Below are 23,713 nucleotides of genomic sequence, written 5' to 3'. Positions count from 1 at the left end.
GTGTTCCACGTCGAGCTGTCCGCCGATTCCGCCCAACCGCCCTACGAGCAGTTGCGCATGGCCGTGATCGAACAGGTCCGCGCAGGCACGCTCACCGCGGGCACCAAGATCCCGACCGTGCGCGCCCTGGCCGCCGACCTCGGCATCGCGCCGAACACCGTCGCCCGCGCCTACCGGGAACTCGAAGCCGACGGCGTGCTGGAGACCCGGGGCCGCCAGGGCTCGTTCATCGCCTCCTCCGGCGACCCCACCCGGGACATCGCGGGCCGCGCCGCCGTCGACTACGTGGCGACCATCCGGCGGCTCGGCCTCCCCGACGCCGACGCCGTCACCTTCGTCCAGCGCGCGCTGGACAGCTGACCCGGGGCTAGCGCCAGCTCGGGAGCCAGAGGTGGTCCTGCCAGCTGGCCGGACTGATCGGCTGGGCGGTGAGAATCGGCCACAGCCAGACGAAGTTCGCGATCACCAGGCCCAGATAGATGCTGACGATCAGCAGGCCGAGGGCGTAGCGCTCGTTCACCGGGGCCGGGAGATAGGTGCCGGTGGGACTGCGCGGTATCCCCGCGGGCCGGGCCGAACCGAGGATGTCACCGAGGATCAGCGCGACGCCCATCGCCAGGAACGGCGCGAGGACCACCGCGTAGAAGAAGTACATCTGCCGGTCCAGGGTCAGGAACCAGGGCAGCAGGCCCGCGCCGTAGCCGACCAGCACCGCCGCGTAGCGCCAGTCCTTGCGCACCACCGAGCGCCACAGCATCCAGCCGAGCGCGGGCAGCGCCAGCCACCACAGCGCGGGGGTACCGACGGCCATCACGGCTTTGACGCACTGCGACTCGCCACAGCCGGTGACGGTGCCGTCGGCGTAGTAGTAGAGCATCGGGCGCAAGCCCATCGGCCAGGTCCACGGCTTGGATTCCCACGGGTGATGGTTGCCCGCAGAATTGGTCAGGCTGGAATGGAAGTCGAGGGTCTCGCCCTGGTAATACCAGAGCGAGCGCAGCGCGTCGGGCAGGAATGCGAACGGTCCGCCGGTGCCGACCTGATTGCCGACCGCGTACCGGTACACCCCGGACTCGCTCGCGAACCAGGCCCAGTACGAGGACAGATACACCACCAGCGGAATCACGACGAGCGCGTACAGCGCCGGACCGACATCGCGGACCAGCGTGCCGACCCACGGCCTGCGCACCCCGTACGCGCGCCGCGCGCTGACGTCGAAGGCCACGCTGAGCAGGCCGAAGAACATGATGAAGTAGATGCCCGACCACTTGGTGCCGCAGGCCAGCCCGAGCAGCACGCCCGCGCCGAACCGCCACCAGCGCACGCCGAGTCGCGGTCCCCAGTCGGTGATCCCGACCCGGCCCGCCAGATCCGCGCGGGCCAGCCGTGCGCGCACGTCGTCGCGGTCGACGATGAGACAGCCGAACGCGGCGGTCACCAGCAGCGCCATGAAGATGTCGAGCATGCCGATGCGAGAGGAGACGAAGGTCAGACCGTCGGCGATGAGCAGGATGCCGGCGAACGCGCCGATCAGCGTCGAGCGCGACATGCGCCGCACGATCCGGATCACCAGCAGGACCAGGACGGTGCCCGCCAGCGCCGCCGTGCCGCGCCAGCCCCAGGCGTTGTAGCCGAACAGCGCCTCGCTGATCGCGATGAACTGCTTGCCGACCGGCGGATGCACCACCAGGCCGTAGGCGGGGTTGTCCTCCACGCCGCCGCCGGTGACCATCTGCCAGGCCTGCGGCGCGTAGTGCTTCTCGTCGAAGACCGGGGTGCGCGCGTCGGTCGGATAGTTCAGGTTCGCGAACCGGGTGATGGCCGCGATCGCGGTGAGTACCAAGGTGACCGCCCAGCCGCGGGCGGTGTCGAGCGGGCCGAAATCCGGCGTCGGTCGCAGCGGAGCCGGACCGACCAGCACGGAGGCGGGCCGTGACGGTGGCATCGCACGCGTTTCGGTCACCGGGATCACGCCCCGATCGTAGGCGGTGCGCCCAGTGAAGTCCGACCCGACACTTGTCCCCCTCCTCCGATGCGCGAACCGGCGGGGCGCGCGCGCCTGACAGAATGACCCAAACTACCGGAGAGGCTGGACGACACTGTGTTGGTCTTAGCGGCTACGCCGATGGGCGACATCGGGGACGCGTCCCAGCGACTGCGCGACGCGCTCGGCTCGGCCGATGTGGTCGCCGCGGAGGACACCCGCCGGACCAAGTCGCTGGCCAAGGCGCTGGGCGTGGAGATCACCGGCCGGGTGGTCAGCTTCTACGACCACGTCGAAACCGCCCGCATCCCCGCCCTGCTCGACGACCTCGCCAGCGGCCTGACCGTGCTGCTGGTGACCGACGCGGGCATGCCGTCGGTCAGCGACCCCGGCTATCGCCTGGTCGCCGCCGCCGTCGAACGCGATCTCCCGGTCACCTGCCTGCCCGGCCCGTCCGCGGTCACCACCGCGCTCGCGCTGTCCGGGTTGCCGGTCGAGCGGTTCTGCTTCGACGGTTTCGCGCCGCGCAAGGGTGGTCAGCGCCGGGAGTGGTTGCGCACCTTGGCCGCCGAACAGCGCGCGTGCGTCTTCTTCGAGGCGCCGCACCGGCTGGCCGACTGCCTGGCCGACGCGGTCACCGTCCTCGGGCCGGACCGGCGCGCGGCCGTCTGCCGGGAACTCACCAAGACCTACGAGGAGGTCGTGCGCGGCACGCTCGGCGAGCTCGCCGCCTGGGCCGTCGAGGGCGCGCGCGGGGAGATCACGGTGGTTCTCGAAGGCGCCAAGCCGGTCTCGGCCGATCCTGCCGATCTGGTCGGCGAGGTCGAGACCCTCGTCACGAGCGGCATGCGCCTGAAAGACGCCTGCGCCGAGGTCTCCGCCAGTCGCGGAGCATCCCGCAAGGACCTCTACGAAGCAGTACTGGCTGCCCGCTCCGCCGAGTAGTCCGGTGTTGCGATTTTTTCGAATTTGACGCATCCTGGGGGCGTGGCCACTCCGCATCGCGAGACCCTTCGAAAGGGCACCGTCCTTCCGCCGGAAGACCTGCGTGAGCTGCTGGACCTGTCCACCTTCCTCGAGCAGCACAGTCAGCCGGCCGCGTTGCTCGGGCCTGACGGAGAGCAGATTCCACTTCCGGTCGAGGTCTACGAAGTGCTGGTTCAGGTCGTCGGCGCAATGCGGAAGCGTCGCGCGGTGACTATCGCTCCGGTCGAGCAGTGCTTGACTACGCAGCAGGCGGCCGACCTGCTCGGAATCAGCCGCCCCACTCTCGTGAAGCTGTTGGAGCGAGGGGCGTTGCCGTGTGAGAAGCCGTCTGGTTCTCGACACCGCAGGTTGCTGTTGAGCGATGTGCTCGACTACCAGGAACGTCGGCGCGCCGAGCGGAACGATGTCTTGAACGATCTCGTCCGCGACGCCGAAGAAGACGGGCTCTACGATCCTCCGGCCGAGGATTACCTGCAGGCAGTGAGGGAAGCGCGGGCGTCGCGAAGCGACGAGGGCTGAATGTCCGGGTTCCGGGTGGTTCTGGATGCGTGTGTCCTCGTTCCCATCGTGAAATCCGATCTCCTCCTGACCCTGGCTAAACGCCATGCGTTCTGCCCGCTGTGGAGTGAACGAATCCTCGACGAGGTTTCGCGGGCGGTGGTGAAGGTCAATCCGCGCATGACCGAGGAACGGATAGCGCGACGTGTCGACGGGATGAATGCAGCGTTCGAGGATGCCTGCGTCGAAGGCTGGGAACCGTTGGAGCAGTGTGTGACCGGACTGCGGGACGCGGCCGACCGGCACGTCGTCGCGGCTGCTGTCCGAGGGAACGCGGCGGCAATCGTCACCGAAATTCGCGCGGGAGGTGGGCGCGATCCTGGTCGAAGGAATCTGATCCCCGCTGAGGTCCGCGGTGGGGCATCATCGCGGGTATGACCTCTCTGGACGCGAAAGCGAAGACTCTGCTCGAACTGCACCAGCCCGGTGATCCGGTGGTGCTGCCGACCGTGTGGGACGCGTGGTCGGCGAATGTCGCTGTGGCCGCGGGCTTTTCGGGGCTCACACTGGGTAGCCATCCGGTCGCCGATTCGGTCGGGCGCAGCGACGGCGAGGGGATGACCTTCGACGAACTGCTCGCGCGCGTCACCCAGGTGACCGGAGCGGTGGAGGTGCCGGTCTCGGTGGACATCGAGTCGGGCTACGGGCTCGAACCCGCGCGGCTGATCGAGGGGCTGCTCGGCGCCGGCGCGGTCGGGCTCAATATCGAGGACACCGTGCACAGCGAGGGCAAACGGCTGCGCTCGCCCGAGGAGCATGCCGAACTGGTGGGCGGGCTGCGCGCGGCGGCCGACGCGGCGGGGGTGCACGTCGTGGTGAACGCGCGCACCGATCTGTTCCTGCGTCAGGACGGGGACGAGGCCGACCGGGTCGATCGGGTGATCGCCCGGCTGCGGCTGGCCGCCGACGCGGGCGCGGATTCGCTGTACCCGGTGGGCTGGCACTCCGACGAGGTCCAGCGCAGGCTCGCCACCGAACTGCCGTTGCCGATCAACGCGATCGCGCAGCCGGGGACGCCGGCCAGGGCGCATCTCGCCGAACTCGGCGTCGGCCGGATCAGCTTCGGGCCGCTGTTGCAGGCGGCACTGGGCGCCGAAGCGAGCAAGCTGCTCGCCGCCTGGAACTGATCTCGCGCGGACAGGGGTAACCCGTCGGGGACGGGCTGACCAGCTCGGATCACCTACCGCCGGCCGCCGACGGTAGGTGATCCGGACCCGGATCCGGCCGGAATACGCGGGGTGGCGGGCTAGCTCACTCCTTGGGTTCGACGTAGCGCGGGAACACCGGTTCCGGCGCGGGCAGGTCGATCCCGGGGACCAGGGGAGTGGCGATATCGGCGAAGGCGCGGCCGTCCTGGGCCAGCAGATCCAGGATCTTCGCGGCCGAACCCGGCATCACCGGCTGCACCAGGATCGCCACGATCCGGACCACCTCGAGCGTGACGTAGAGGACCGTGGCCATCCTGGCCAGGTCTTCCTCGGTGCCCGACTTGCGCAGCGCCCACGGGGCATTGGCGGAGAAGTACCGGTTGGTCTCGCCGAGGGTCAGCCAGATGGCCTCCAGCGCCAGGTGCATCTGCTGGGCGTCGAAGTCGGCGCGGCAGCGCTCCAGCAGGGCGTTGGCGCGGTCGAGCAGGGCCTGGTCGTCCTCGGTGAACGCGCCCGGCGCAGGCGCCTTGGCGTCGCAGTTCTTGTTGACCATGGTCAGGCTGCGCTGGACCAGGTTGCCGAACTCGTTGGCCAGGTCGGCGTTGATCCGGCCCGCGATGGCGTCGTTGCTGTAGCTGCCGTCCTGGCCGTAGGAGATCTCGCGCAGCAGGAAGAAACGCACCTGGTCCAGGCCGTAGGTCGACACCAGGGCGAGCGGGTCGACGACATTGCCCGTCGACTTCGACATCTTCTCGCCCTTGTTGTACAGGAACCCGTGGACGAAGACGCGGTCCGGCAGCTCGATCCCGGCCGACATCAGGAACGCGGGCCAGTACACCGTGTGGAACCGGGTGATGTCCTTGCCGATGATGTGCACATTGGCGGGCCAGAACTTCTGGAACGCCGCCGAATCGGTGTGCGGGAAGCCGACACCGGTCAGGTAGTTGGTGAGCGCGTCGACCCACACGTACATGACGTGATCGGGGTGGCCGGGCACCGGGACGCCCCAGTCGAAGGTGGTCCGCGAGATCGACAGATCCTTCAGGCCGGCCTTGACGTAGCTCACGATCTCGTTGCGCCGGGTCGCGGGCGCGATGAACTCCGGCTGCTCCTCGTAGAGCGCCAGCAGCTTGTCCTGGTACTCGGAGAGCTTGAAGAAGTAGTTCGACTCCTCGGTCCAGGTGACCGGGGTCTGGGTCTCGGTCGAGACGCGGGTGCCGTCGTCGAGGAGGGTGGTCTCCTCCTCGGTGTAGAAGGCCTCGTCGCGCACCGAGTACCAGCCGGAATAGTTGCCCAGGTAGATGTCGCCGTTGGCGAGCATCTTCTCCCAGAGGGCGACGCTGGCGGCCTTGTGGTCCTCGTCGGTGGTGCGGATGAAGCGGTCGAAGGAGATGTCGAGCGCCTTGTCCATCGCCTCGAAGACGTCGGAGTTGCGGGCCGCGAGCTCCTGCACCGGGATGCCCTCGGTGGCCGCGGTCTGCTGCATCTTCTGACCGTGCTCGTCGGTGCCGGTCATGAAGAACACGTCGTAGCCGTCGAGTCGCTTGAACCGGGCCAGCGCGTCGGTCGAGATGTACTCGTACGCGTGCCCGATATGCGGCGCACCGTTGGGGTACGCGATGGCCGTGGTGATGTAGAAGGCGGGCGCCTCGGCGCCTTCAAGTGCGCTCATGATGGCAACTACTGTAATCCGCGTGGCAAACCAGAATCGTCCGGCTCCGCCCCTTCCGCCGCCGCTCGCGCCCCTGATCGATGCGCACACCCACCTCGACGCCTGTGGCGCAACCGATGCCGCCTCGACCACGGCGATCGTTGACCGCGCCGCCGCGGCGGGCGTCGGGCACGTGGTGACCGTCGCCGACGATCTCGCCGCCGCGCAGTGGGCCGTGCAGGCCGCGCAGTGGGACCCGCGGGTCTACGCCGCCGTCGCGCTGCATCCGACCAGGGCCAACGCGCTCGACGACAAGGCCAAGGCCGAGCTGGAGTACCTGGCCACCGACCCCCGCGTGGTCGCGATCGGGGAGACCGGCCTGGACTACTACTGGCCGGGCAAGCTCGACGGCTGCGCCGATATCGAGACCCAGATCGAGGGTTTCCGCTGGCACATCGACCTGGCCAAGCGGGTCCGCAAGCCGCTGATGATCCACAACCGCGAGGCCGACCACGACCTGCTCACGGTGCTGCTCGACGAGGGTGCCCCGGACACCGTGATCTTCCACTGCTTCTCGTCCGACGCGACCATGGCGCAGGCGTGCGTGGCCGAGGGATACGTGCTCAGTTTCTCGGGCACGGTCAGCTTCAAGAACGCGCATGAGCTGCGCGAGGCGGCCCAGCTGGTGCCCGACGACCAGATCCTGGTCGAGACCGACGCGCCGTATCTGACGCCGCACCCGTATCGCGGCGCGCCCAACGAGTCGTACTGCCTGCCGTACACGGTGCGGTCGCTGGCCGAGGTGCGCGAACAGGACCCGGCGGAACTGGCCGAGATCACCACCGCGAACGCGCGCAGGCTGTACCGGATCCGCTAGCCCGATTCGTCCGGTCGATAGGGGGCTGGACGATAAACGTGTTTCGGCTCACATCCGCCGGTCATAGTCGTTATCTACCAGCGACGTCTATATCGAATCGTGACCTGCGATCCCGCTGATCGGGGCGCTCGGTGTTGTCTGGGGCAAACCTTGTCGTTATCGTTCTGTAACCATGTCGGCTTTTGCGCGGATCAACTCGTCTCGCTCGCCGCTGCTGTACGCGGCGGTGGCGGCCATGCTGCTGATTCTCATGGTCGGTGCGTCGATGGCCATCGTGAACCACAAGACGGTCGCCCTGGTCGTCGACGGTGAGCGCAGCGAGCTCTCCACCATGTCCCGTGATGTGCGGGCCATCCTGGCCGACGCGGGCTACGAGCTCTCCGAGCACGACGCCGTCACCCCCGCCGCCGGGTCCAAGGTCTCCGACGGCGCCACCATCACGCTCAACCGCGGCCGCGAGATCACCGTCTCCGTCGACGGCACCGAGCGCAAGGTGTGGACCACCGGCATCACCGCGGGTGACGCGCTCGCGCAGATGCAGATCCCGGCCGACACCCACGTCGTGCCGACCCGCACCGAGAAGCTGCCGCTGGCAGGCGCCGCGCTCAGCGTCTACTCGCCGCGCACCGTCTCGCTCGTCGACGGCGGCGCCGCCGCGGTCGACGTGCGCCTGGCCGCCGCCACCATCGGCGAATTCCTCACCGCCGCGGGCATTCCGCTCAAAGACCAGGACTTCACCGAACCGGCCGCCACCACGCCGCTCACCGAGGGCATGAAGGTGACCGTCACCCGGCAGCGCGTCGAGCAGCGCACCGAGACCCTGCCGCTCGATCCCGCCGAACTGGTGATCGAGGACCCGACCATGAACATGAGCCGCACCGTCGTGGAGAACCCGGGCGAGGCCGGGCTGCACGAGGCGACCTTCGCGGTCACCCTGACCAACGGTGTCGAGTCCAGCCGCGTGCAGACCAACTCCAACGTCATCACCCCGGCGCAGCCCAAGACCATCCGCAAGGGCGCCAAGCCGGGCACCGAGGTGCCGCCGGTGCGCGATGGCGCGATCTGGGACGCGCTGGCCCGCTGCGAGTCGACCGGCAACTGGGCCATCAACACCGGTAACGGCTACTACGGCGGCATCCAGTTCGACCAGAGCACCTGGGAGCGTCAGGGCGGCTTGAAGTACGCCCCCCGCGCCGACCTGGCCACCCGCGAAGAGCAGATCGCCATCGCCGAGGTCACCCGCGCCCGGCAGGGCTGGGGCGCCTGGCCCGCGTGCACCGGACGCCTCGGCCTGAGCTGAGTCTTCGGAGCGCTGGCGCGCTCGAGTCGCGGCCCCTCCGGTCCCGCCGATCAGGCACCGTTGCTTGCTCCTTCGTCGCCTACGCCACGGCGCCTGATCGGCGGGACGGCCGCGACGGCCGACTTCGTCGGCCTGCCCCTCCTCGAGGTCGGGGCGTGTTGGCTGAGTGGGTTGTCGGCGCCTGATCTGGGTTTGCTTCGGCGGGTCGGGTTGACCAGCGGAATTCGCGGGGTAGTTTGCACTCGTTTCGCCGGGTCTGTGTCTCGTGCGTTGTCCCGGCTCGTCGAGTCGAGGGTGGTTGTGATGCGTGGGGTTTCGGCCTGGCGGCGGGCGGCTGTCGCGGTGGCGTTGTCGGTGGGTGCGGGGGTCTGTGTGCCGCTGACACCCGCGCATGCGGAGACGCCGGGGGCCGTGATCGCGGTCGTCCCGCAGGCCGACGGATTCCACGGGATGTCCGGCGCGCAGGTCATCGACTACTGGACCAGGGGTGTCGGCGGGGTGACGCAGCCCGCGAGCGGAGCGCTGTACCTGCCCGAGGGTGACGCGCCCGCCGGTGGCTGGCCGGTGGTCGCCTTCGACCACGGGACCACGGGGCTCGGCGCGGGCTGCGGCGGGCAGTCCGATCCGGCGGGCGCGCCCTGGCCGGAATCGCAGGCCGGGCAGGACGAGTTCCTGCGTCATCTGGTGGCGCAGGGGTATGCCGTCGTCGCGCCGGACTACCTGGGGCTCGGGCGGTTCGACACCGGGCCGCACCCGTATCTGGGCATCGACACCGAGGCCACCGCCACCCTCGACCTGCTGCGGGCGGCGCGTTCGGTGCGCTCGGATCTGTCGCCGGTGTGGGTGGCGGCGGGCATGTCGCAGGGCGGGCAGGCCGCGCTCGGCACCGGGCACCGGCAGGCGAGCTACGCGCCGGAGCTGGACTTCCGCGGGACCATCGCCATCGACCCGGAATCCGATGTCGAGAAGGTGGCCACCCTGCTCGGGCCCGGCAATCCGGATCGGGTCAGCGGCGGCGTGCTCGGTTTCTCGGTGAGCATTCTGGCCGGGCTGCGGGCGGCCAGGCCGGACGCGCAGGTCGACAGCTACCTCAGCCCGCTGGGACGCCAGGTCCTCGACGAGATCGGCACCCTGTGCCAGGACGCGATCGACGAGCGCGTCGCGGATCTGACGCTCGGGCAGCTGCTCACCCGATCCCTCGGCGACGAACCGCTGCGCTCGGTGATGGCCGACTACATGGCCGTGCCGACCAGCGGCTATGACGCGCCGATCCTGCTGCTGGTCAACGCCACCGACCGCACGGTGCCCTCGCCGCTGCACGCCGCGCTGGCTGCCCAGTTCACCGCCAACGGCGTGGACTACACCCCGGTCGTCGGCACCGGCAAACACTGCGAACTGAACCCGGCGATGATCGCCGCGATCGACGATTTCCTGGCCCGGGCGCGCTGACCGGTTCCCTTCCCCGCTCCGACGCAGGTCGCGAGCGGTGTCCAAGCAACCGTTCAGCGAACTGTACGATCGTCCAGTTCATCGCTGCCGATCGGCCGGAAAGGTAACCCCTGATGCCGAAGACCCTGAGCCGCGCTGCGATCGCGGCCGCCCTCGCCGCCGTGCTGGTGACCGCCGCCAACGCGCCCGCTTCGGCGGCCCCCGGTGACGTCCTGGCCACCGAAGCGCGACCCGCGGGCTGGCACGGCCAGGCGCGCGGCTCGGTGATCGAGTACACGACCACCGATTCCGCGGGCGCCGAGCGTCCGGCCAGCGGTGCGCTGTTCCTGCCCGCGGGCGCCGCGCCCGCCACCGGCTGGCCGATCATCGCCTACGACCACGGCACCCTGGGCTCCGGTCCCGGCTGCGGTGGTCAGGCCGATCCCGACCTGGCCCCGCTGCCCGCCAACCGTGCCGCCGAGGACGAGCTGATCGGGCGCCTGGTCGACCAGGGCTACGCCGTCGTCGCGCCGGACTACCTCGGGCTCGGCCGCTTCGAAACCGGCCCGCACCCCTACCTGGAGGTGCGCAGCGAGGCCACCGCCACCATCGACCTCGTGCGCGCGGCGCGGGCGGCGCATCCCGAACTCTCCCGCACCTGGACCGTTCTCGGTGCCTCGCAGGGCGGGCATGCCGCGCTGAGCGCCGCGCACGTGCAGCAGAGCTACGCCCCCGAACTGGACTTTCGCGGCATCGCCGCCGTCGACCCGGCCTCCGACGTGGAGAAGGTCCTGCCGCTGCTCGGTCCCGGGTTCCCGGAGATCGAGGGCACCGCGGGCCTGACCGGCTTCACCGTCAGCATCCTGGCGGGTCTGCGCGCCACCCATCCCGAGGCCGAGGTCGACTCGTATCTCACGCCGCGGGGCAAGGAGATCCTCGACGCCGCGGGTACCCAGTGCATCGACGAGATCGTCCGGAACGTCAAGGGACTCGGCTTCGGCGACCTGTTCGCCCGCAGGCTCTCCGACGGGCCGCTGCGCCCGGCCCTGATCGCGTACATGACTGTGCCGACCAGCGGCTACGACGCGCCGATCCTGCTGCTGATCAACGCGACCGACACGGTCGTGCCCTCCCCGCTGCACGCCGCGCTGGTGGCCCAGCTCGCGGCCGGTGGCGTCGATTTCGAGACGGTGACCGGCTTCGGCGAGCACACCGTGCTCGATCAGCGGATGTGGAACGCGCTCGACGGGTTCGTCGCCCGGGTCAACGCGGCGCCGCCGCGGCGCTGACGACGCGGGTCGCGCATGGTCGCTCGACGCGCCGAGCGGACCGACGGCTGATCTGTACACTCGTCCAGGAACTGTCGCCTGGTAGAGAGCCGAATCCGTTGCCGAAGACCACGATCCGCGCGACGCTCGTCGCCGCCGTCACCGCGAGCGCGCTGTGCGCCGCCGGGTTCGCGCCCGCGGCCGCCGAAGCGCCCGGCTCGATCATCTCGGTGGAGCGCAAGCCCGCGGGGTGGCACGGAACGGCGCGCGGATCGGTCGTCGAATACTGGATGACCGACTCGGCGGGCGTCGCGCGCCCGGCCAGCGGCGCGATGTTTCTGCCCGCGGGCGATGCCCCGGCCACCGGCTGGCCGATCCTGGCCTACGACCACGGCACCTCCGGCTCCGGCCCCGGCTGTGGCGGCCAGGCCGATCCCGAACTCGCGGCGCTGCCGCAGCATCGTGCCGCCGAAGATGCGCTGATCAAGCGCTTCGTCGACCAGGGCTACGCCGTGGTCGCGCCCGACTACCTGGGCCTCGGCCGCTTCGAGACCGGCCCGCACCCGTATCTCGAGGTGCGCAGCGAGGCGACCGCGACCATCGATCTGGTGCGGGCCGCCCGCGCCGCCGCTCCCGAGCTGTCGCGTACCTGGAGCGTCCTCGGTGTCTCGCAGGGCGGGCACGCCGCGCTGAGCACCGCGCACGTGCAGCAGAGTTACGCCCCCGAGCTGGACTTCCGCGGCACCGTCGCCGTCGACGCCGCCTCCGACGTGGAGAAGGTGCTGCCGTTCATCGGGCCCGAGCTGCCGGAGATCCCGGTGCTGGCCGCGGCCACCTCGTTCGTCGTCAGCATCCTGGCCGGACTGCGCGCCACCCACCCCGAGGCCGAGGTGGACTCCTACCTCACGCCGCTGGGTAAGTCGCTCGTCGACGCCGCGGGCGACCGGTGCCTGGACGCGATCATCGCCTCGACCAAGGGCCTGACCGCGCGCGACCTGCTCGCCCGCCCGCTGACCGGCCTGCGTGATGTCCTCGCCGCCTACATGACCCTGCCGACCAGCGGCTACGACGCCCCGATCCTGCTGACCATGAACGTCACCGACACGATCGTGCCGTCCCCGCTGCACGCGGCGCTGGTCGCGCAGTTCGCCGCCAACGGCGTCGATCAGCAGGTCGTCCCCGGCACGGGCACGCACGGCTCGGTCTCGGCGGAGCAGCGAGCCGGGATGGACGCCTTCCTCGCGCGGGTCAATGCCGCCCCGCCGCAGCGCTGAGCTGCTCGATCGACCGGGTTGGTAGGTTCTAGCGGTGCCCGAACCAGAGATTCCCGCGCGCGGTAGCGCCGCACTGCTCGGTCCCGCCGAGGTGCGGACGCTGGCCGAACGCTTCGGCGTCCGGCCGACCAAGCAGCTCGGGCAGAACTTCGTGCACGACGCGAACACGGTGCGCCGCATCGTCACCGCCGCGGGCGTCGGCCCGAAGGACACCGTGCTCGAGGTCGGTCCCGGTCTCGGCTCGCTGACCCTGGCGCTGCTCGACGTGGTCGACCGGGTGGTCGCCGTCGAGATCGACCCCGTGCTGGCCAACTACCTGCCCGAGACCGTCGCCGACCGCGCCCCCGGCCTGGTCGACCGGCTCCAGGTCGTCGAGGCCGACGCCCTGCGCGTGCGCCCCGACCAGCTGCCCGCCGAGCCGACGGCGCTGGTCGCGAACCTGCCCTACAACGTGGCCGTCCCGGTGCTGCTGCACCTGCTCGCGGTGCAGCCGAGCATCCAGGTGTCGTTGGTGATGGTGCAGGCCGAGGTGGCCGACCGGCTCGCGGCCGAACCGGGCAACCGGGTGTACGGGGTGCCGAGCGTCAAGGCCGGTTTCTTCGGCAAGGTGCGCCGGGCGGGCGCGGTCGGCACCCAGGTCTTCTGGCCGGTGCCGCGCGTCGAATCCGGCCTGGTCCGCATCGATCGCTACGCCGAACCGCCGTGGCCGATGGACGAGGCGCACCGCAGGCGCGTGTTCGAGGTGATCGACGCCGCCTTCGCGCAGCGCCGGAAGACGTTGCGCTCGGCGCTGTCCGGCTGGGCGGGTTCGCCCGCGGAGTCCGAGCGCAGGCTGGTGGCGGCCGGCATCGATCCGACCGCCCGCGGCGAGACGCTCGACACCGCGGCGTTCGTCCGCCTGGCCGCCCAGGGGTAGTCCGCGAATCGCGGGCTCGCGCAGCCGAACCCGCAGTACACCGGCTGTTCATCGGGGCGCGCCAGCGCACCTTGTGAAAGCAATTGTGGACAACCGGTTTTCGCCGCCGGCGGAGTTGATCATGATGCACGGACGACATCACCGGTCCGGCGCGAAATCCGCCGGTGGCGGGCCGCGGGGTACAGATGTGGATGACGCTGTGGATGATTCGCGGCGTCGTCGCGACGGATGAACCGCTGGTGAACGCGCCGCGGCCCGCGCCGGAGGGCGCGGGCCGCGGATGACTTCGCGAATCGGGGGTCAGCGAGCCAGTTCGTACCCCGCTTCGTCGACGGCGGCGGCGACCTCGGACTCGGTCAGCTCGTTCGCGCTGTCGACCTTGACGAGACCGCTGGCCAGGTCGACGTCGACGCTGGTGACACCGTCGATCTTGCCGATCTCCTGCTTGACCGAGCTCACGCAGTGTCCGCAGGTCATCCCCGTGACGGTGTAGGTGGTGGTGGCCATGGCCGACTCCTTCGCTCTTCGATCATACGGTCCAGGGGTATGTCCCCGACACGAATGAACATACCCCCTATGGGTATCTGACGCAACCCCAGCCCGCCGGGCGAGGATTCAGCGCGCGTACTCGTCGGTGTAACCCGTTACGCTTGGTGATCGTGCTGTCAGTTGTGCCCAGCCCGGTCGTCGTGCGCGCTCCTTCGAAGGTGAACCTGCATCTCGGAGTCGGTGATCTGCGTCCGGACGGATATCACGACCTGACCACCGTCTTCCAGGCATTGTCGCTGGCCGACGAGCTCGAACTCGCCCCGTCGGCCTCGCTGGCCGTGCGGGTCACCGGCGAGGGCGCGGCCGAGGTACCGACCGATCGGGAGAACCTGGTGTGGAAGGCCGCGGTGCGCCTGGCGCACCTGGCCGGGCGCGCGCCGCTGGTGGAGGTCGCCATCGCCAAGGGTATTCCGGTGGCGGGCGGCATGGCGGGTGGCAGTGCCGACGCGGCCGCCGCGCTGGTCGGCCTGAACGAACTGTGGGACCTGGGCCTGGGCCGCGACGAGCTGTCCGCGGTGGCCGCCGAACTCGGCAGCGATGTCCCGTTCGCGCTGCACGGTGGCACCGCGCTCGGCACCGGGCGCGGTGAGCGATTGCTTCCGGTGCTGTCGCGCAACACCTTTCACTGGGTGCTCGCGCTGGCCAAGGACGGCCTGTCCACCCCGGCGGTGTTCCGCGAACTCGATCGACTACGCGCCGAGGGCGATCCGCCGCGGCTGGGCGATCCGCAGAAACTCATGCAGGCGCTGGCCGCGGGCGATCCGCACACCCTCGCGCCGCTGCTCGGCAACGATCTGCAGGCCGCGGCGCTGTCGCTGAAGCCCGAGCTGCGGCGCACGCTGCGCGCCGGGGTCGGGGCGGGCGCGCTCGCCGGCCTGGTCTCCGGATCGGGCCCCACCTGCGCGTTCCTGTGCGAGACGGAGGAGGCGGCGATCGCGGTGGCGGCCGAACTGGCCGGTGCGGGCGTGTGCCGCAGTGTGCGCACGGCCAGCGGTCCGGTGCCGGGGGCCAGGGTGCTCGACACCGAGGCGCACGGGAAGCATTGAGCGTCAGCCGATGACGTCGGCCAGCCGGTCGACCTGGTCGGCGTCGCGGCCGTAGCAGTAGAGCATCACCTCGTCGGCGCCGAGTTCGTCGAATCGCGCGATGGTGGCGCGGATGGCCGCGGGCGTGGTGAGCAGCCCGTCGAGCATGAACTTCGAGCGGTCGCCGGCGAAGGCGTAGTAGGCGCTCATGGACGCGCGGGCGTCGGCGATCAGGTCGTCGTCGCCGACGGCCACATTGACCTGGGCGACGATTCGCGGCGCGCCTGCGCGGCCGTGGTCCTGCCAGGAGCGGCGCACGGTGTCGAACAGGTTGCCCGCCCAGGACGGCGGCGCTGCGGCGAGGAACCCGCCGCCCCAGCGGCCGACCCGGTCGAGCGCGGCGGGCTGGAAACCGCCGAACAGCAGCTCGGGTCCGGCGGGGGAGAGCGGGGCCGGGCCGATCGGGCCGCAGTCGGGGCCGAACGGTGCACCGGCCCAGAGGCGGTGGAGCAGGCCGATCTGCGCATCGAGGCGGCGACCGCGGGTGCGCAGCTCGGTGCCAGCGGCGACGTGGTCGTCGGCGCGCCCGCCGACGCCGACGCCGAGGACGAACCGGCCGCCCGACAGCACGTCGAGGGTGGCGGCCTGCTTGGCCAGCAGCGCGGTCTCGCGTAGCGGGGCCAGGAGTACCTCGGTCTGCAACCGGATGCGGCGGGTGGCGCCGGCCAGCGCGGCGAGGGTGGTCAGCGGTTCGGGGTTGTCGTAGACCAGCCGGTCGAGCAGGCCGAGGGTGGAGAACGGGCCGTCGTCGGCGCGACGGGCCCAGTCGAACAGGGCGATCGGATCGGAAATGGGGAGGCCGAGGCCGATGTGCATGGAATCCTCCGAGTCGGGAACATTGTTCGTGTCGAACGGTGTTCGCTACGAACAACGTTAAACGAACGGCGTTCGTCGCACAAGGCGGAGCGGATCGGACCGCCGCCGACCGGGCAAGTAGGCTCGTCACGGCCCCACAGTCGCGCGGAAGGCGGGCGAGCAACACCTATGTCCAACCTGATCAACCTCGAACAGGTCGCCAAGAGCTTCGGCATCAAGCCGCTGCTGGACGACGTCTCGCTCGGAGTGCACGCGGGAGAGCGGATCGGGGTGGTCGGTCTCAATGGTGGCGGCAAGACGACGCTGCTCGAGGTGCTGACCGGCCTGGAGCAGCCCGACAGCGGCCGGGTGAGCCGGGTCGGCGGCCTGCGGATGGCGGTGGTCACCCAGCGCGGTGTGCTGCCCGAGGGCGCGACCATCGGCTCCATCGTGCTCGCCGGCCTGTCCGACGACCTGTCGACCGCCGATATCGCCGAACACGAATGGGCCGCCGACGCGCGCGTGCGCTCGGTGCTCGACGGCATCGGCATCGCCGACCTCGGCCTGGACACCCCGGTCACCAACCTCTCCGGTGGCGAGCGCCGTCGCGTCGCGCTGGCCGCCGCGCTGGTGCGCGACCTGGACCTGCTCGTCCTCGACGAGCCGACCAACCACCTCGACATCGAGGGCGTGCAGTGGCTCGCCGAGCACCTGGTCGCCCGGCGCACCGCGCTCGTCGTGGTCACCCACGATCGCTGGTTCCTCGACACCGTCGCCACCCGGACCTGGGAGGTCGTCGGTGGCAAGGTGGAGACCTACGAGGGCGGCTACGGCGACTGGATCTTCGCCCGCGCCGAACGCGCCAGGCAGGCCGACGCCACCGAGGCCCGCCGCCAGAACCTGGCCCGCAAGGAACTGGCCTGGCTGCGGCGCGGCGCCAAGGCCCGCACCTCCAAGCCGCGCTACCGGGTGGAGGCCGCCGAGGCGCTGATCGCCGACGTGCCGCCGCCGCGCGACTCGGTCTCGCTGGCCGCGTTCGCGCGCAAGCGCCTCGGCCGCGTGGTGATCGAACTCGAGGACGCCACCCTCACCACCCCCGACGGCCGCGTGCTGGTCGACGAGCTGACCTGGCGGCTCGCGCCGGGCGAGCGGGTCGGTCTGGTCGGCGTCAACGGCTCGGGCAAGACCACGCTGCTGCGCGCGCTGGCCGGCGACGCCGAACCGGCCACGGGCAAGCGCATCCAGGGCCAGACCGTCCAGATCGGCTGGCTGCGACAGGAACTCGACGACCTGCCCACCGATATGCGGGTGCTCGAGGCCGTGCAGCAGGTCGCGCAGCGAATCATGCTCGGCGACAAGGAGATCTCGGCCGGTCAGCTGGCCGAACGACTCGGCTTCACGCCCGCCCGGCAGCGCACCCCGGTCGGCGACCTCTCCGGTGGCGAGCGCCGCCGGCTGCAGCTGACCCGCATCCTGATGGCGGAGCCCAACGTCCTGCTGCTCGACGAGCCGACCAACGACCTCGACATCGACACCCTGCAGCAGCTCGAGGACCTGCTCGACAACTGGGCGGGCACGCTGGTCGTCATCAGCCACGACCGCTACCTGGTCGAGCGCATCTGCGACACCACCTGGGCACTCTTCGGTGACGGCAAGCTCACCAACCTGCCCGGCGGCATCGACCAGTACCTCACCAAGCGCGCCACCCTGGCCACCGCCGCCAAGCCCGCCGCCGCGAAACCGGCAGCGGCGACCACGGATTCGGCCGACCGCCGCGCGGCCCGCAAGGAACTGTCGCGGCTCGAGCGCAGCATCGCCAAACTCGACGAGCGCGAACAGAAACTGCACGTCGCCCTCGCCGACGCCGCCACGGACCCGGACAAACTGGTGAAGCTCGGCGCCGAACTCAAAGAGGTCGTCGCGGAGAAGGAAGCCGCCGAAGAACGCTGGCTGGAACTAGCCGAAGACCACTGATGTCCTAAGTGGCGGTCTGCCCGTCGGTGATGACGACGGGCAGACAGGTCTGCACGAAGTCGGCGCCGAATTCGGTGAGGATGATGCTGCGGTAGCTCACCTTGGTGCCGAAGCCGCGCTTGAGCGCGTCGCGCACCTGCTCCTGCGCCTCGATGAGCTGGTAGCGGCTCGGGTTGCCGACCGGCTCCCTGGTGGACTCGATGAGCCCGAGCCTGCGCAGGTTGGGCAGGTACTGGGGCACCCGGTTCGGGAAGCGCAGGCCGGCGTGCTCGCCGATCAGGGTCAGGCCGCTGATCAGGCGTTCCCCGCCGAAGGCCCGCTGGCGGCCGGTGCGGACATCGAGCGCGGGCTGCGGTCCGTCGACGTGCATGAACCGCAGGATCCGCGCTTCGTCGGGGGTGATCTCGGCCAGGATGCCGGGGTAGGCGGGGTGCGCGTCGGGCTGGGCGGCGTGCGTGCTGGCCGATAGTCGCAGCAGTTCGGCGCCCTGTTCGCGCAGCGTCGGCATGCCGACGTCGCCGGGGTGCTCGGTGCCGACGGGCAGACCGAGCGCGTGCCGGAGCCGGTCGCGCACTTCGCCTTCGGCTTCGGCGAGGACTTCCTTGGGCGGGGTGCCCGCGATGCTGCCGCGCAGCACGGTGACCGTCACGCCGAGGGCGGTGTCGAGCGTCCACAGGGTCACCCCCGAGGCCGCGGTGAGCGCGACCCGCGCGACACCGGTCGCCGCCCGCACCGTGCGCACCGGCGAGACCGGCAGCACGCCGCGCCGGTCACCGGTGGCTTCGATCGGCGGTACCGTCCGTCGCACCAGTTCGGTGGACGGGGTCCCGTCGTCTATATCCATGTCGTCGCTACTCCTGTTCCGAAGACCAGGATGTGAGCGTATCCGGCGAGGAGCCCCAGCGCGCCGCCATGGACGAAAAGCAACCATTCGTCCTGTTTGATGGCCGACCGCAGCATGTCCACGAAGTCGTGTGGGGAAAGTGCGGACATTTGCCGGGCGATGTATTCGTTGACCTGCCTGCCCTGCTGAACGTTGAACGCGGGGTCGGCGAAGGCCATCGGCGCGATCGTCATCGCCTCGGCGGTGAGCGTGGATTGCAGCGAGTCGTACTCGCGGCTGCCCAGCATGAACTTCACCGCGGGCCGGGCCGGGCCGAGCGCGCGATCGGCGGCCGGGCGCAGGGTGTCCTCGAGCATCTGCAGGGTGCGGTCCGAGCGCGGGCCGTTGAGCAGTTCGTCGCCGATGTTGGCGACGGTGACGACCTCGGTGGAGACGAGTTCGGCGTAGCCGGCGGTGATCTCGGGCTGCCGCTTGATCAGCAGACCCTGCCGCCACGGGCACCACCACTTGGGCGTGGCGGGCGCGAAGATCATGTTGATGCCGACCCAGTTGACCACCCAGCCGATGATGATGCCGCCGATGGGCAGCACGATCAGCGGCGAGAGGCCGGTGGTGTGCAGCGCGAGCACCAGCAGCAGGCCGCAGGGCGCGCCGAAATAGAAGCCGAAGTTCTGCATGAACCGCAGTTCCTTGGCGCCGAGCACCTGGAACAACTGGTTGAGCAATTGTGGCCGCGCCTGGAAATAGCGGATGACCATCTGCTTCACATCGAGCAGCTGATCGATATTGGTGCCGAGTTCGGTGGTGAGTTCGCGCAGGATCTCCGGCAGCTGCGAGCGCACCCGCTGATGCACCATCTCGCGCACCTGGGTGGGCAGGTTGTACCAGAGCTGCGGATGCTCGCGGCGCAGGATCACTTCGACGATGTCGCTGATCTGGGCGTCGGCGACCTCGGCCAGATGTTCGGCCAGCTTCTCCGGATCGAGTTCACGGTAGAAGTCGGACACGCTGCCGAGCTTGGACAACCCCTTGTCGACGGCGATGCTGGCCATCTTGTCCGCGCGCGAGGGCACGATGCCCTGCCAACCGATCCGTCCGTCATAGCTGAGCAGCGGCAACACCTGGATCCGCTTGGGCAGGTACGGGAAGATCGCGCGCAAGCCGGGCAGCTTCACGCCGTGGAACTTGATCGGCTGGAACAGCATCAGAATGCCGGTCCAGTTCGTGATGTAGCCGATTATTCCTGTGAAAAGAGGAATAGTCAGAATTTCTAGCAGGAGTGTCGGATGCAACCCGAACACACTCTCCAACACGACACCCTCCTGCCGTTATCCGGTGATCACCGCCTCACCGGCACCCAAAATTAGCACCCCCGCGCCGCGGTGACCCTACTGTGAGTTGCGGAACTGGGTCCATTCGTCGTGTGCCAGGACACAGGGTAGTGTCTGAGACATCAGTCACAGAACCTGTCCCGAATGCCGTATTCGTCCTGGCGAGTCGGAACAATGAGCACCACCACATTTGGTGACAGGCCACAACCAGCGCGTTCAGGGGGCGCGCTGCGTACGCACTGTGTTCGGAGCGTGGTCGGGCAATAATCTGTGGGCGATCGTTCCCATGCGAGACTTCGGAGTAGGACGTGACAGACGACAGGACCGGACAGGACCTGGCCCGTGCCGGTACCCGCGCCGTCGAGCGCAGCTCGGACGTCGAGCAGCGACAGATCAGCAACGAAGCCCGGTTGATCCGCGGGGTGTTCCGCGCCGCCGGACTGGCGGCGGGCACCGCGGTGCGCGGCAGCCAGTGGGCGGTCGGCACCACCTACGAGGTGACCAAGGAGCTGGCCCAGGCGGCCCTGGACGGCGAGTCCTCGGCCGATATCGCCGAGCGCACGGGCAATGCCCTGCGCTCGATCGCGCGCAGCGCGCTCGGTGTCACCGAGGGGTCGGTGCGCGAGATCGTCAGCTATGTGCCGACGCCCAACGGGTCCTCCCAGCAGGCCATCACCGTCGGCCCCTACCTGCGCTCGGCCAGCACCGAGGACCTGCGCCGCCGCGGCGACGCACTGCTGGCCCGCTCGGCCGATGTCTACTTCACCGAGGACGTGCACCCGGCCTACGACCGCATCCTCGACGAGATCGCGCCCGACGAGGCCCGCATCCTGCGCTTCATGGCCCTCAACGGTCCGCAGCCCTCGGTCGACGTGCGCACCAACCGGCCGCTCGGCATCGGCTCGGAGCTGGTGCAGGGCGATCTGACCTCGGTGCCCGAGCAGGCGGGCGTGCGCTACCCGGACCGGGCGCGGTCGTACCTGATCAACCTCAACCGCCTCGGCCTGACCTTCACCTCCGAGGATCCGGTGGTGCTGAGCCGCTACATGGTGCTGGAAGTGCAGCCCGTGGTCGAGGACGCGCTCAAGAAGGCGGGCCGCGCGCCGAAGATCGTCCGCAAGAGCCTGCGGCTGTCGGAATTCGGCGAGGACTTCTGCCGCACCTGCTTCACCATCGGGTAGCTGAGACAGCGCGGGCTGTCGGCGCCGGAGGTCACGCTCCGGTGTCGGCAGTGATAGCGATCAGATACAGATCCGGCACTGCGCTCGTTTCAGTGGGATCGTGGAGGGATGGAGCAGGGGTCCGGATCTCCGAACGTGCGCGTCGACGATCCTGTCGCGCCCACCTCGGCGCGGCCTGGTCCGCTGCTGCCCGGTGACGACGAACCGCTGGTCGCCGGGATGGAGACGGGGGAGGTCCGGATGGCCGACGTGCCGCACGCGGACGCGATGGACGACGAGCAGCCCGAGCCGGTCCAGCGCCCGCCCGATCACCCCGACGACCTCATCGCGCTCAGCCGGCTCAAGTTCCGCTATCTGCGGGCACTCGACACCAAGTCCTGGGACGAGTTCGCCGACACCCTGATCCCCGAGGCGACCGCCACCTACAGCGAATACCTGCAGTTCGAGTCGCGCGAGGCCTTCCTGGCCTTCCTGCGCAACACCCTCGGACCGCACGTCATCACCGAACATCGCTGCGACCATCCGGAGATCGATGTCGACGGCGACACCGCGACCGGCACCTGGTATCTGGCCGACACGGTGATCATCCCCGAGCACAACATGTGCCTGCGCGGCGCGGCCTTCTACACCGATCGCTACGTCCGCTGCGAGGACGGGCACTGGCGCATCGCCCACACCGGGTACGAGCGCACCTACGAGGTGGTCCTCTCGCTCAGCGACCTGCCCAGCCTGCGGCTGACCGCGAGCCGCTGGGGCATGATCGCCCAGGAGAATCACATCTCCTCGGTGGAGCGCAACCCCGGACCGGCCGCCTGAGGCCGACTCAGACAGTCGACCAGTTAGTCGGCGGTCGCCACCAGGGGCTCCAGCGTGAGCTTCGGATGCTCTTTCTCGATGTACTGCAGCCGCCATTTGTCGCTGAACAGGGCCAGAATCGCGCCGTCGGTGCGGGTGAACACCTCGACGCCGCGCTGGCGATCCAATTCCGGCGCCGATTCGGCGTCGGTCCGGCGGGCCAGCGTGAACGGGAGGAAATCCAGTTGGGTTTCCACGTTGAACTCCGCCTGCATGCGCGCGGTGACGACCTCGAACTGCATCGGACCGACCGCGGCCAGCACCGGTGACTGGTCGCCGCGGGCGTCGTTGCGCAGCACCTGCACCACGCCCTCGGAGTCGAGCTGGTCGATGGCCTTGCGGAACTGCTTGTACTTGCCGGCGCTCTGCGCGCGCAGCGTCGCGAAATGCTCGGGGGCGAAGCTCGGGATCGGTGGGAACTCCACCTTCTTGTCCACGAACAGGGTGTGGCCGGGGGCGAGCGCGGTCGCGTTCACCAGGCCGACCACATCGCCCGGGTAGGCGGTGTCGACGGTGGTGCGCTCGCGGCCGAACACGGTCAGCGCGTACTTGGTGGCGAACGGGCGGCCGGTCTGCGCGTGCGTGACGACCATGCCGCGCTCGAACTCGCCGGAGACGATCCGCATGAACGCCAGCCGGTCGCGGTGCGCGGTGTCCATGCCCGCCTGCACCTTGAAGACCACCGCGCTGAACGGATCGCCGGTCGCGCGGTCCTTGCCCGCCACATCGGCGCGCGCGCCCGGGGCGGGTGCCAGCGCGACCAGGGTCTCCAGCAGCTGGCGCACACCGAAGTTCAGCATCGCCGAGGCGTAGATGACCGGCGAGGTCTGCCCGGCCAGGAACAGCTCCTGGTCGTGGTCCTGTCCGGTGGCCGAGAGCAGCTCGCTCTCCTCGGCGGCGGTCGTCCACGCCTCGCCCTCGCGCGCCTCGGCCTCGGCCGGGGTCAGCGACTCCTCCGGCGCGATGGTCGCGCCACCGGCGGTGCGGGTGAAGTGGATGTACTCGTCGGCCGCGCCCTCGGGGCCGCGGCGCAGCAGGCCGCGGAAGTCGCCCGCGATGCCGACCGGTAGGAACAGCGGGGTGGGGGTGAGGCCGATCCGCTCGCTGATCTCGTCGAGCAGTTCCAGCGGCGCCTGGCCGGGGCGGTCCCACTTGTTGATGACGGTGATGACCGGGATGCCACGGTGACGGCACACCTGGAACAGCTTCAGCGTCTGCGGCTCGAGGCCCTTGGCGGCGTCGATCAGCATGACCGCGGCGTCGACCGCGGTGAGCACGCGGTAGGTGTCCTCGGAGAAGTCGGAGTGACCGGGGGTGTCGACCAGGTTGATGACATTGTCGATGTCGGACCCGGCGGCGCGGTAGTTGAACTGCAGCGCGGTGGAGCTCACCGAGATGCCGCGGGCCTTCTCCATCTCCATCCAGTCCGACACGGTCGACTTGCGACCGGCCTTACCGTGGATCGCGCCCGCCTCGGAGATCATCTTGGCGTGCAGCGCCAGCGCCTCGGTCAGCGTCGACTTACCCGCGTCGGGGTGCGAGATCACGGCGAAGGTGCGGCGGCGCGCGACCTCGGCGGGTAGTCCGCGCGGGGTGGGGGCGGCGCTCTCTCCGGACTCGGTCAACGCAGAACCTTTCGCAGTGGTCGGCAACTTATAGAGCCTAGAAGGTCGCCGGTTCGGCGAGGTCGACGGGGTGTTCTGCCGAA

The 23,713-nt window shown here is 69.9% G+C and carries 22 protein-coding genes; 15 read left to right on the top strand and 7 right to left on the bottom strand.

Features of this window, described 5'->3' with window-relative positions; translation table 11 throughout:
* Positions 1-360: a GntR family transcriptional regulator gene (locus AB0L91_RS07590; protein WP_355273406.1), complete on the top strand. Its 360-nt coding sequence runs from the start codon at positions 1-3 to the stop codon at positions 358-360.
* Positions 361-367: 7 nt separating this feature from the next.
* On the opposite strand, the gene AB0L91_RS07585 is transcribed toward AB0L91_RS07590, so the two are convergent.
* Complete coding sequence (locus AB0L91_RS07585; RefSeq protein ID WP_355274613.1) at positions 368-1,945, bottom strand: phospholipid carrier-dependent glycosyltransferase; 1,578 nt, start codon at positions 1,943-1,945, stop codon at positions 368-370.
* Between the two features lie 156 nt (positions 1,946-2,101).
* Here AB0L91_RS07585 and rsmI point away from each other — a divergent pair, with 156 nt between their 5' ends.
* From rsmI to AB0L91_RS07565, 4 genes are read left to right on the top strand one after another with little or no spacing between them, the layout of a single operon-like run.
* Complete coding sequence (gene rsmI, locus AB0L91_RS07580; protein WP_365008030.1) at positions 2,102-2,929, top strand: 16S rRNA (cytidine(1402)-2'-O)-methyltransferase; 828 nt, start codon at positions 2,102-2,104, stop codon at positions 2,927-2,929.
* Positions 2,930-2,971: 42 nt separating this feature from the next.
* Positions 2,972-3,490: a helix-turn-helix domain-containing protein gene (locus AB0L91_RS07575; protein ID WP_365008027.1), complete on the top strand. Its 519-nt coding sequence runs from the start codon at positions 2,972-2,974 to the stop codon at positions 3,488-3,490.
* Entirely contained in the window at positions 3,491-3,907 is a 417-nt protein-coding gene (locus AB0L91_RS07570; protein WP_365008025.1) for a PIN domain-containing protein, read from the top strand.
* Positions 3,904-4,656, top strand: a complete 753-nt coding sequence (locus tag AB0L91_RS07565) for an isocitrate lyase/phosphoenolpyruvate mutase family protein (RefSeq protein WP_357342842.1) — start codon at positions 3,904-3,906, stop codon at positions 4,654-4,656. Before AB0L91_RS07570 ends, AB0L91_RS07565 begins: the two co-directional genes overlap by 4 nt.
* 124 nt (positions 4,657-4,780) lie before the next feature.
* Here AB0L91_RS07565 and metG read toward each other — a convergent pair whose 3' ends face one another.
* Positions 4,781-6,349: a methionine--tRNA ligase gene (metG, locus tag AB0L91_RS07560; protein WP_357342844.1), complete on the bottom strand. Its 1,569-nt coding sequence runs from the start codon at positions 6,347-6,349 to the stop codon at positions 4,781-4,783.
* A gap of 22 nt (positions 6,350-6,371) precedes the next feature.
* Here metG and AB0L91_RS07555 point away from each other — a divergent pair, with 22 nt between their 5' ends.
* The 6 genes from AB0L91_RS07555 (at position 6,372) to rsmA (ending at position 13,391) form a co-directional block, all read left to right on the top strand.
* Positions 6,372-7,205: a TatD family hydrolase gene (locus AB0L91_RS07555; RefSeq protein WP_365008023.1), complete on the top strand. Its 834-nt coding sequence runs from the start codon at positions 6,372-6,374 to the stop codon at positions 7,203-7,205.
* Between the two features lie 172 nt (positions 7,206-7,377).
* A complete protein-coding gene (locus tag AB0L91_RS07550) occupies positions 7,378-8,505 on the top strand; it encodes a transglycosylase family protein (protein ID WP_365008020.1) in 1,128 nt (375 codons plus the stop codon).
* Between the two features lie 303 nt (positions 8,506-8,808).
* Positions 8,809-9,954, top strand: coding sequence for an alpha/beta fold hydrolase (locus AB0L91_RS07545; RefSeq protein ID WP_365008018.1), 1,146 nt, complete (start codon positions 8,809-8,811; stop codon positions 9,952-9,954).
* A 113-nt stretch (positions 9,955-10,067) separates the two neighbouring features.
* Complete coding sequence (locus tag AB0L91_RS07540; protein WP_365008017.1) at positions 10,068-11,222, top strand: lipase family protein; 1,155 nt, start codon at positions 10,068-10,070, stop codon at positions 11,220-11,222.
* A gap of 98 nt (positions 11,223-11,320) precedes the next feature.
* Positions 11,321-12,475 (top strand): alpha/beta fold hydrolase, encoded by a 1,155-nt coding sequence (locus AB0L91_RS07535; RefSeq protein ID WP_365008015.1) that lies wholly within the window; start codon positions 11,321-11,323, stop codon positions 12,473-12,475.
* A gap of 34 nt (positions 12,476-12,509) precedes the next feature.
* Positions 12,510-13,391, top strand: a complete 882-nt coding sequence (gene rsmA / locus AB0L91_RS07530) for a 16S rRNA (adenine(1518)-N(6)/adenine(1519)-N(6))-dimethyltransferase RsmA (RefSeq protein ID WP_365008012.1) — start codon at positions 12,510-12,512, stop codon at positions 13,389-13,391.
* A gap of 300 nt (positions 13,392-13,691) precedes the next feature.
* Here rsmA and AB0L91_RS07525 read toward each other — a convergent pair whose 3' ends face one another.
* Positions 13,692-13,898 (bottom strand): cation transporter, encoded by a 207-nt coding sequence (locus tag AB0L91_RS07525; RefSeq protein WP_355273385.1) that lies wholly within the window; start codon positions 13,896-13,898, stop codon positions 13,692-13,694.
* Positions 13,899-14,050: 152 nt separating this feature from the next.
* On the opposite strand from AB0L91_RS07525, the gene AB0L91_RS07520 reads away from it, so the two are divergent.
* Entirely contained in the window at positions 14,051-14,986 is a 936-nt protein-coding gene (locus AB0L91_RS07520; RefSeq protein ID WP_365008010.1) for a 4-(cytidine 5'-diphospho)-2-C-methyl-D-erythritol kinase, read from the top strand.
* Between the two features lie 3 nt (positions 14,987-14,989).
* Here the strand turns inward: AB0L91_RS07520 and AB0L91_RS07515 are convergent, their stop codons facing one another.
* Positions 14,990-15,841, bottom strand: a complete 852-nt coding sequence (locus tag AB0L91_RS07515; protein WP_365008009.1) for an LLM class flavin-dependent oxidoreductase — start codon at positions 15,839-15,841, stop codon at positions 14,990-14,992.
* 168 nt (positions 15,842-16,009) lie between these two features.
* Here AB0L91_RS07515 and AB0L91_RS07510 point away from each other — a divergent pair, with 168 nt between their 5' ends.
* Complete coding sequence (locus AB0L91_RS07510; RefSeq protein WP_355273377.1) at positions 16,010-17,794, top strand: ABC-F family ATP-binding cassette domain-containing protein; 1,785 nt, start codon at positions 16,010-16,012, stop codon at positions 17,792-17,794.
* 4 nt (positions 17,795-17,798) lie between these two features.
* On the opposite strand, the gene AB0L91_RS07505 is transcribed toward AB0L91_RS07510, so the two are convergent.
* Together AB0L91_RS07505 and AB0L91_RS07500 are read right to left on the bottom strand one after the other, a co-directional pair.
* Positions 17,799-18,638: an Abi-alpha family protein gene (locus tag AB0L91_RS07505; protein WP_365008007.1), complete on the bottom strand. Its 840-nt coding sequence runs from the start codon at positions 18,636-18,638 to the stop codon at positions 17,799-17,801.
* Positions 18,629-19,951, bottom strand: coding sequence for a hypothetical protein (locus tag AB0L91_RS07500; RefSeq protein ID WP_365008004.1), 1,323 nt, complete (start codon positions 19,949-19,951; stop codon positions 18,629-18,631). The genes AB0L91_RS07505 and AB0L91_RS07500 overlap by 10 nt, the downstream gene beginning before the upstream one ends.
* Positions 19,952-20,277: 326 nt before the next feature.
* Between AB0L91_RS07500 and AB0L91_RS07495 the strand changes: the two genes are divergently transcribed.
* Both AB0L91_RS07495 and AB0L91_RS07490 read left to right on the top strand, forming a co-directional pair.
* The gene (locus AB0L91_RS07495) at positions 20,278-21,150 is read left to right on the top strand and encodes an Abi-alpha family protein (RefSeq protein WP_355273370.1); all 873 of its coding nucleotides are present in this window, start codon (positions 20,278-20,280) and stop codon (positions 21,148-21,150) included.
* A 267-nt stretch (positions 21,151-21,417) separates the two neighbouring features.
* The gene (locus AB0L91_RS07490) at positions 21,418-21,966 is read left to right on the top strand and encodes a nuclear transport factor 2 family protein (protein WP_355274612.1); all 549 of its coding nucleotides are present in this window, start codon (positions 21,418-21,420) and stop codon (positions 21,964-21,966) included.
* Positions 21,967-21,989: 23 nt separating this feature from the next.
* On the opposite strand, the gene AB0L91_RS07485 is transcribed toward AB0L91_RS07490, so the two are convergent.
* Positions 21,990-23,630 carry a peptide chain release factor 3 gene (locus AB0L91_RS07485; protein ID WP_355273368.1) on the bottom strand — a complete coding sequence of 547 codons (1,641 nt, stop codon included), beginning with the start codon at positions 23,628-23,630 and terminating at the stop codon, positions 21,990-21,992.
* Positions 23,631-23,713: the final 83 nt, after the last annotated feature.

Origin of the sequence: Nocardia sp. NPDC051833, from assembly GCF_040681225.1 — a bacterium.
Lineage (GTDB): Bacteria > Actinomycetota > Actinomycetes > Mycobacteriales > Mycobacteriaceae > Nocardia.
The sequence above is the reverse complement of the archived record's forward strand: the minus strand, read 5'-3'. Positions and strand labels throughout refer to the sequence as shown.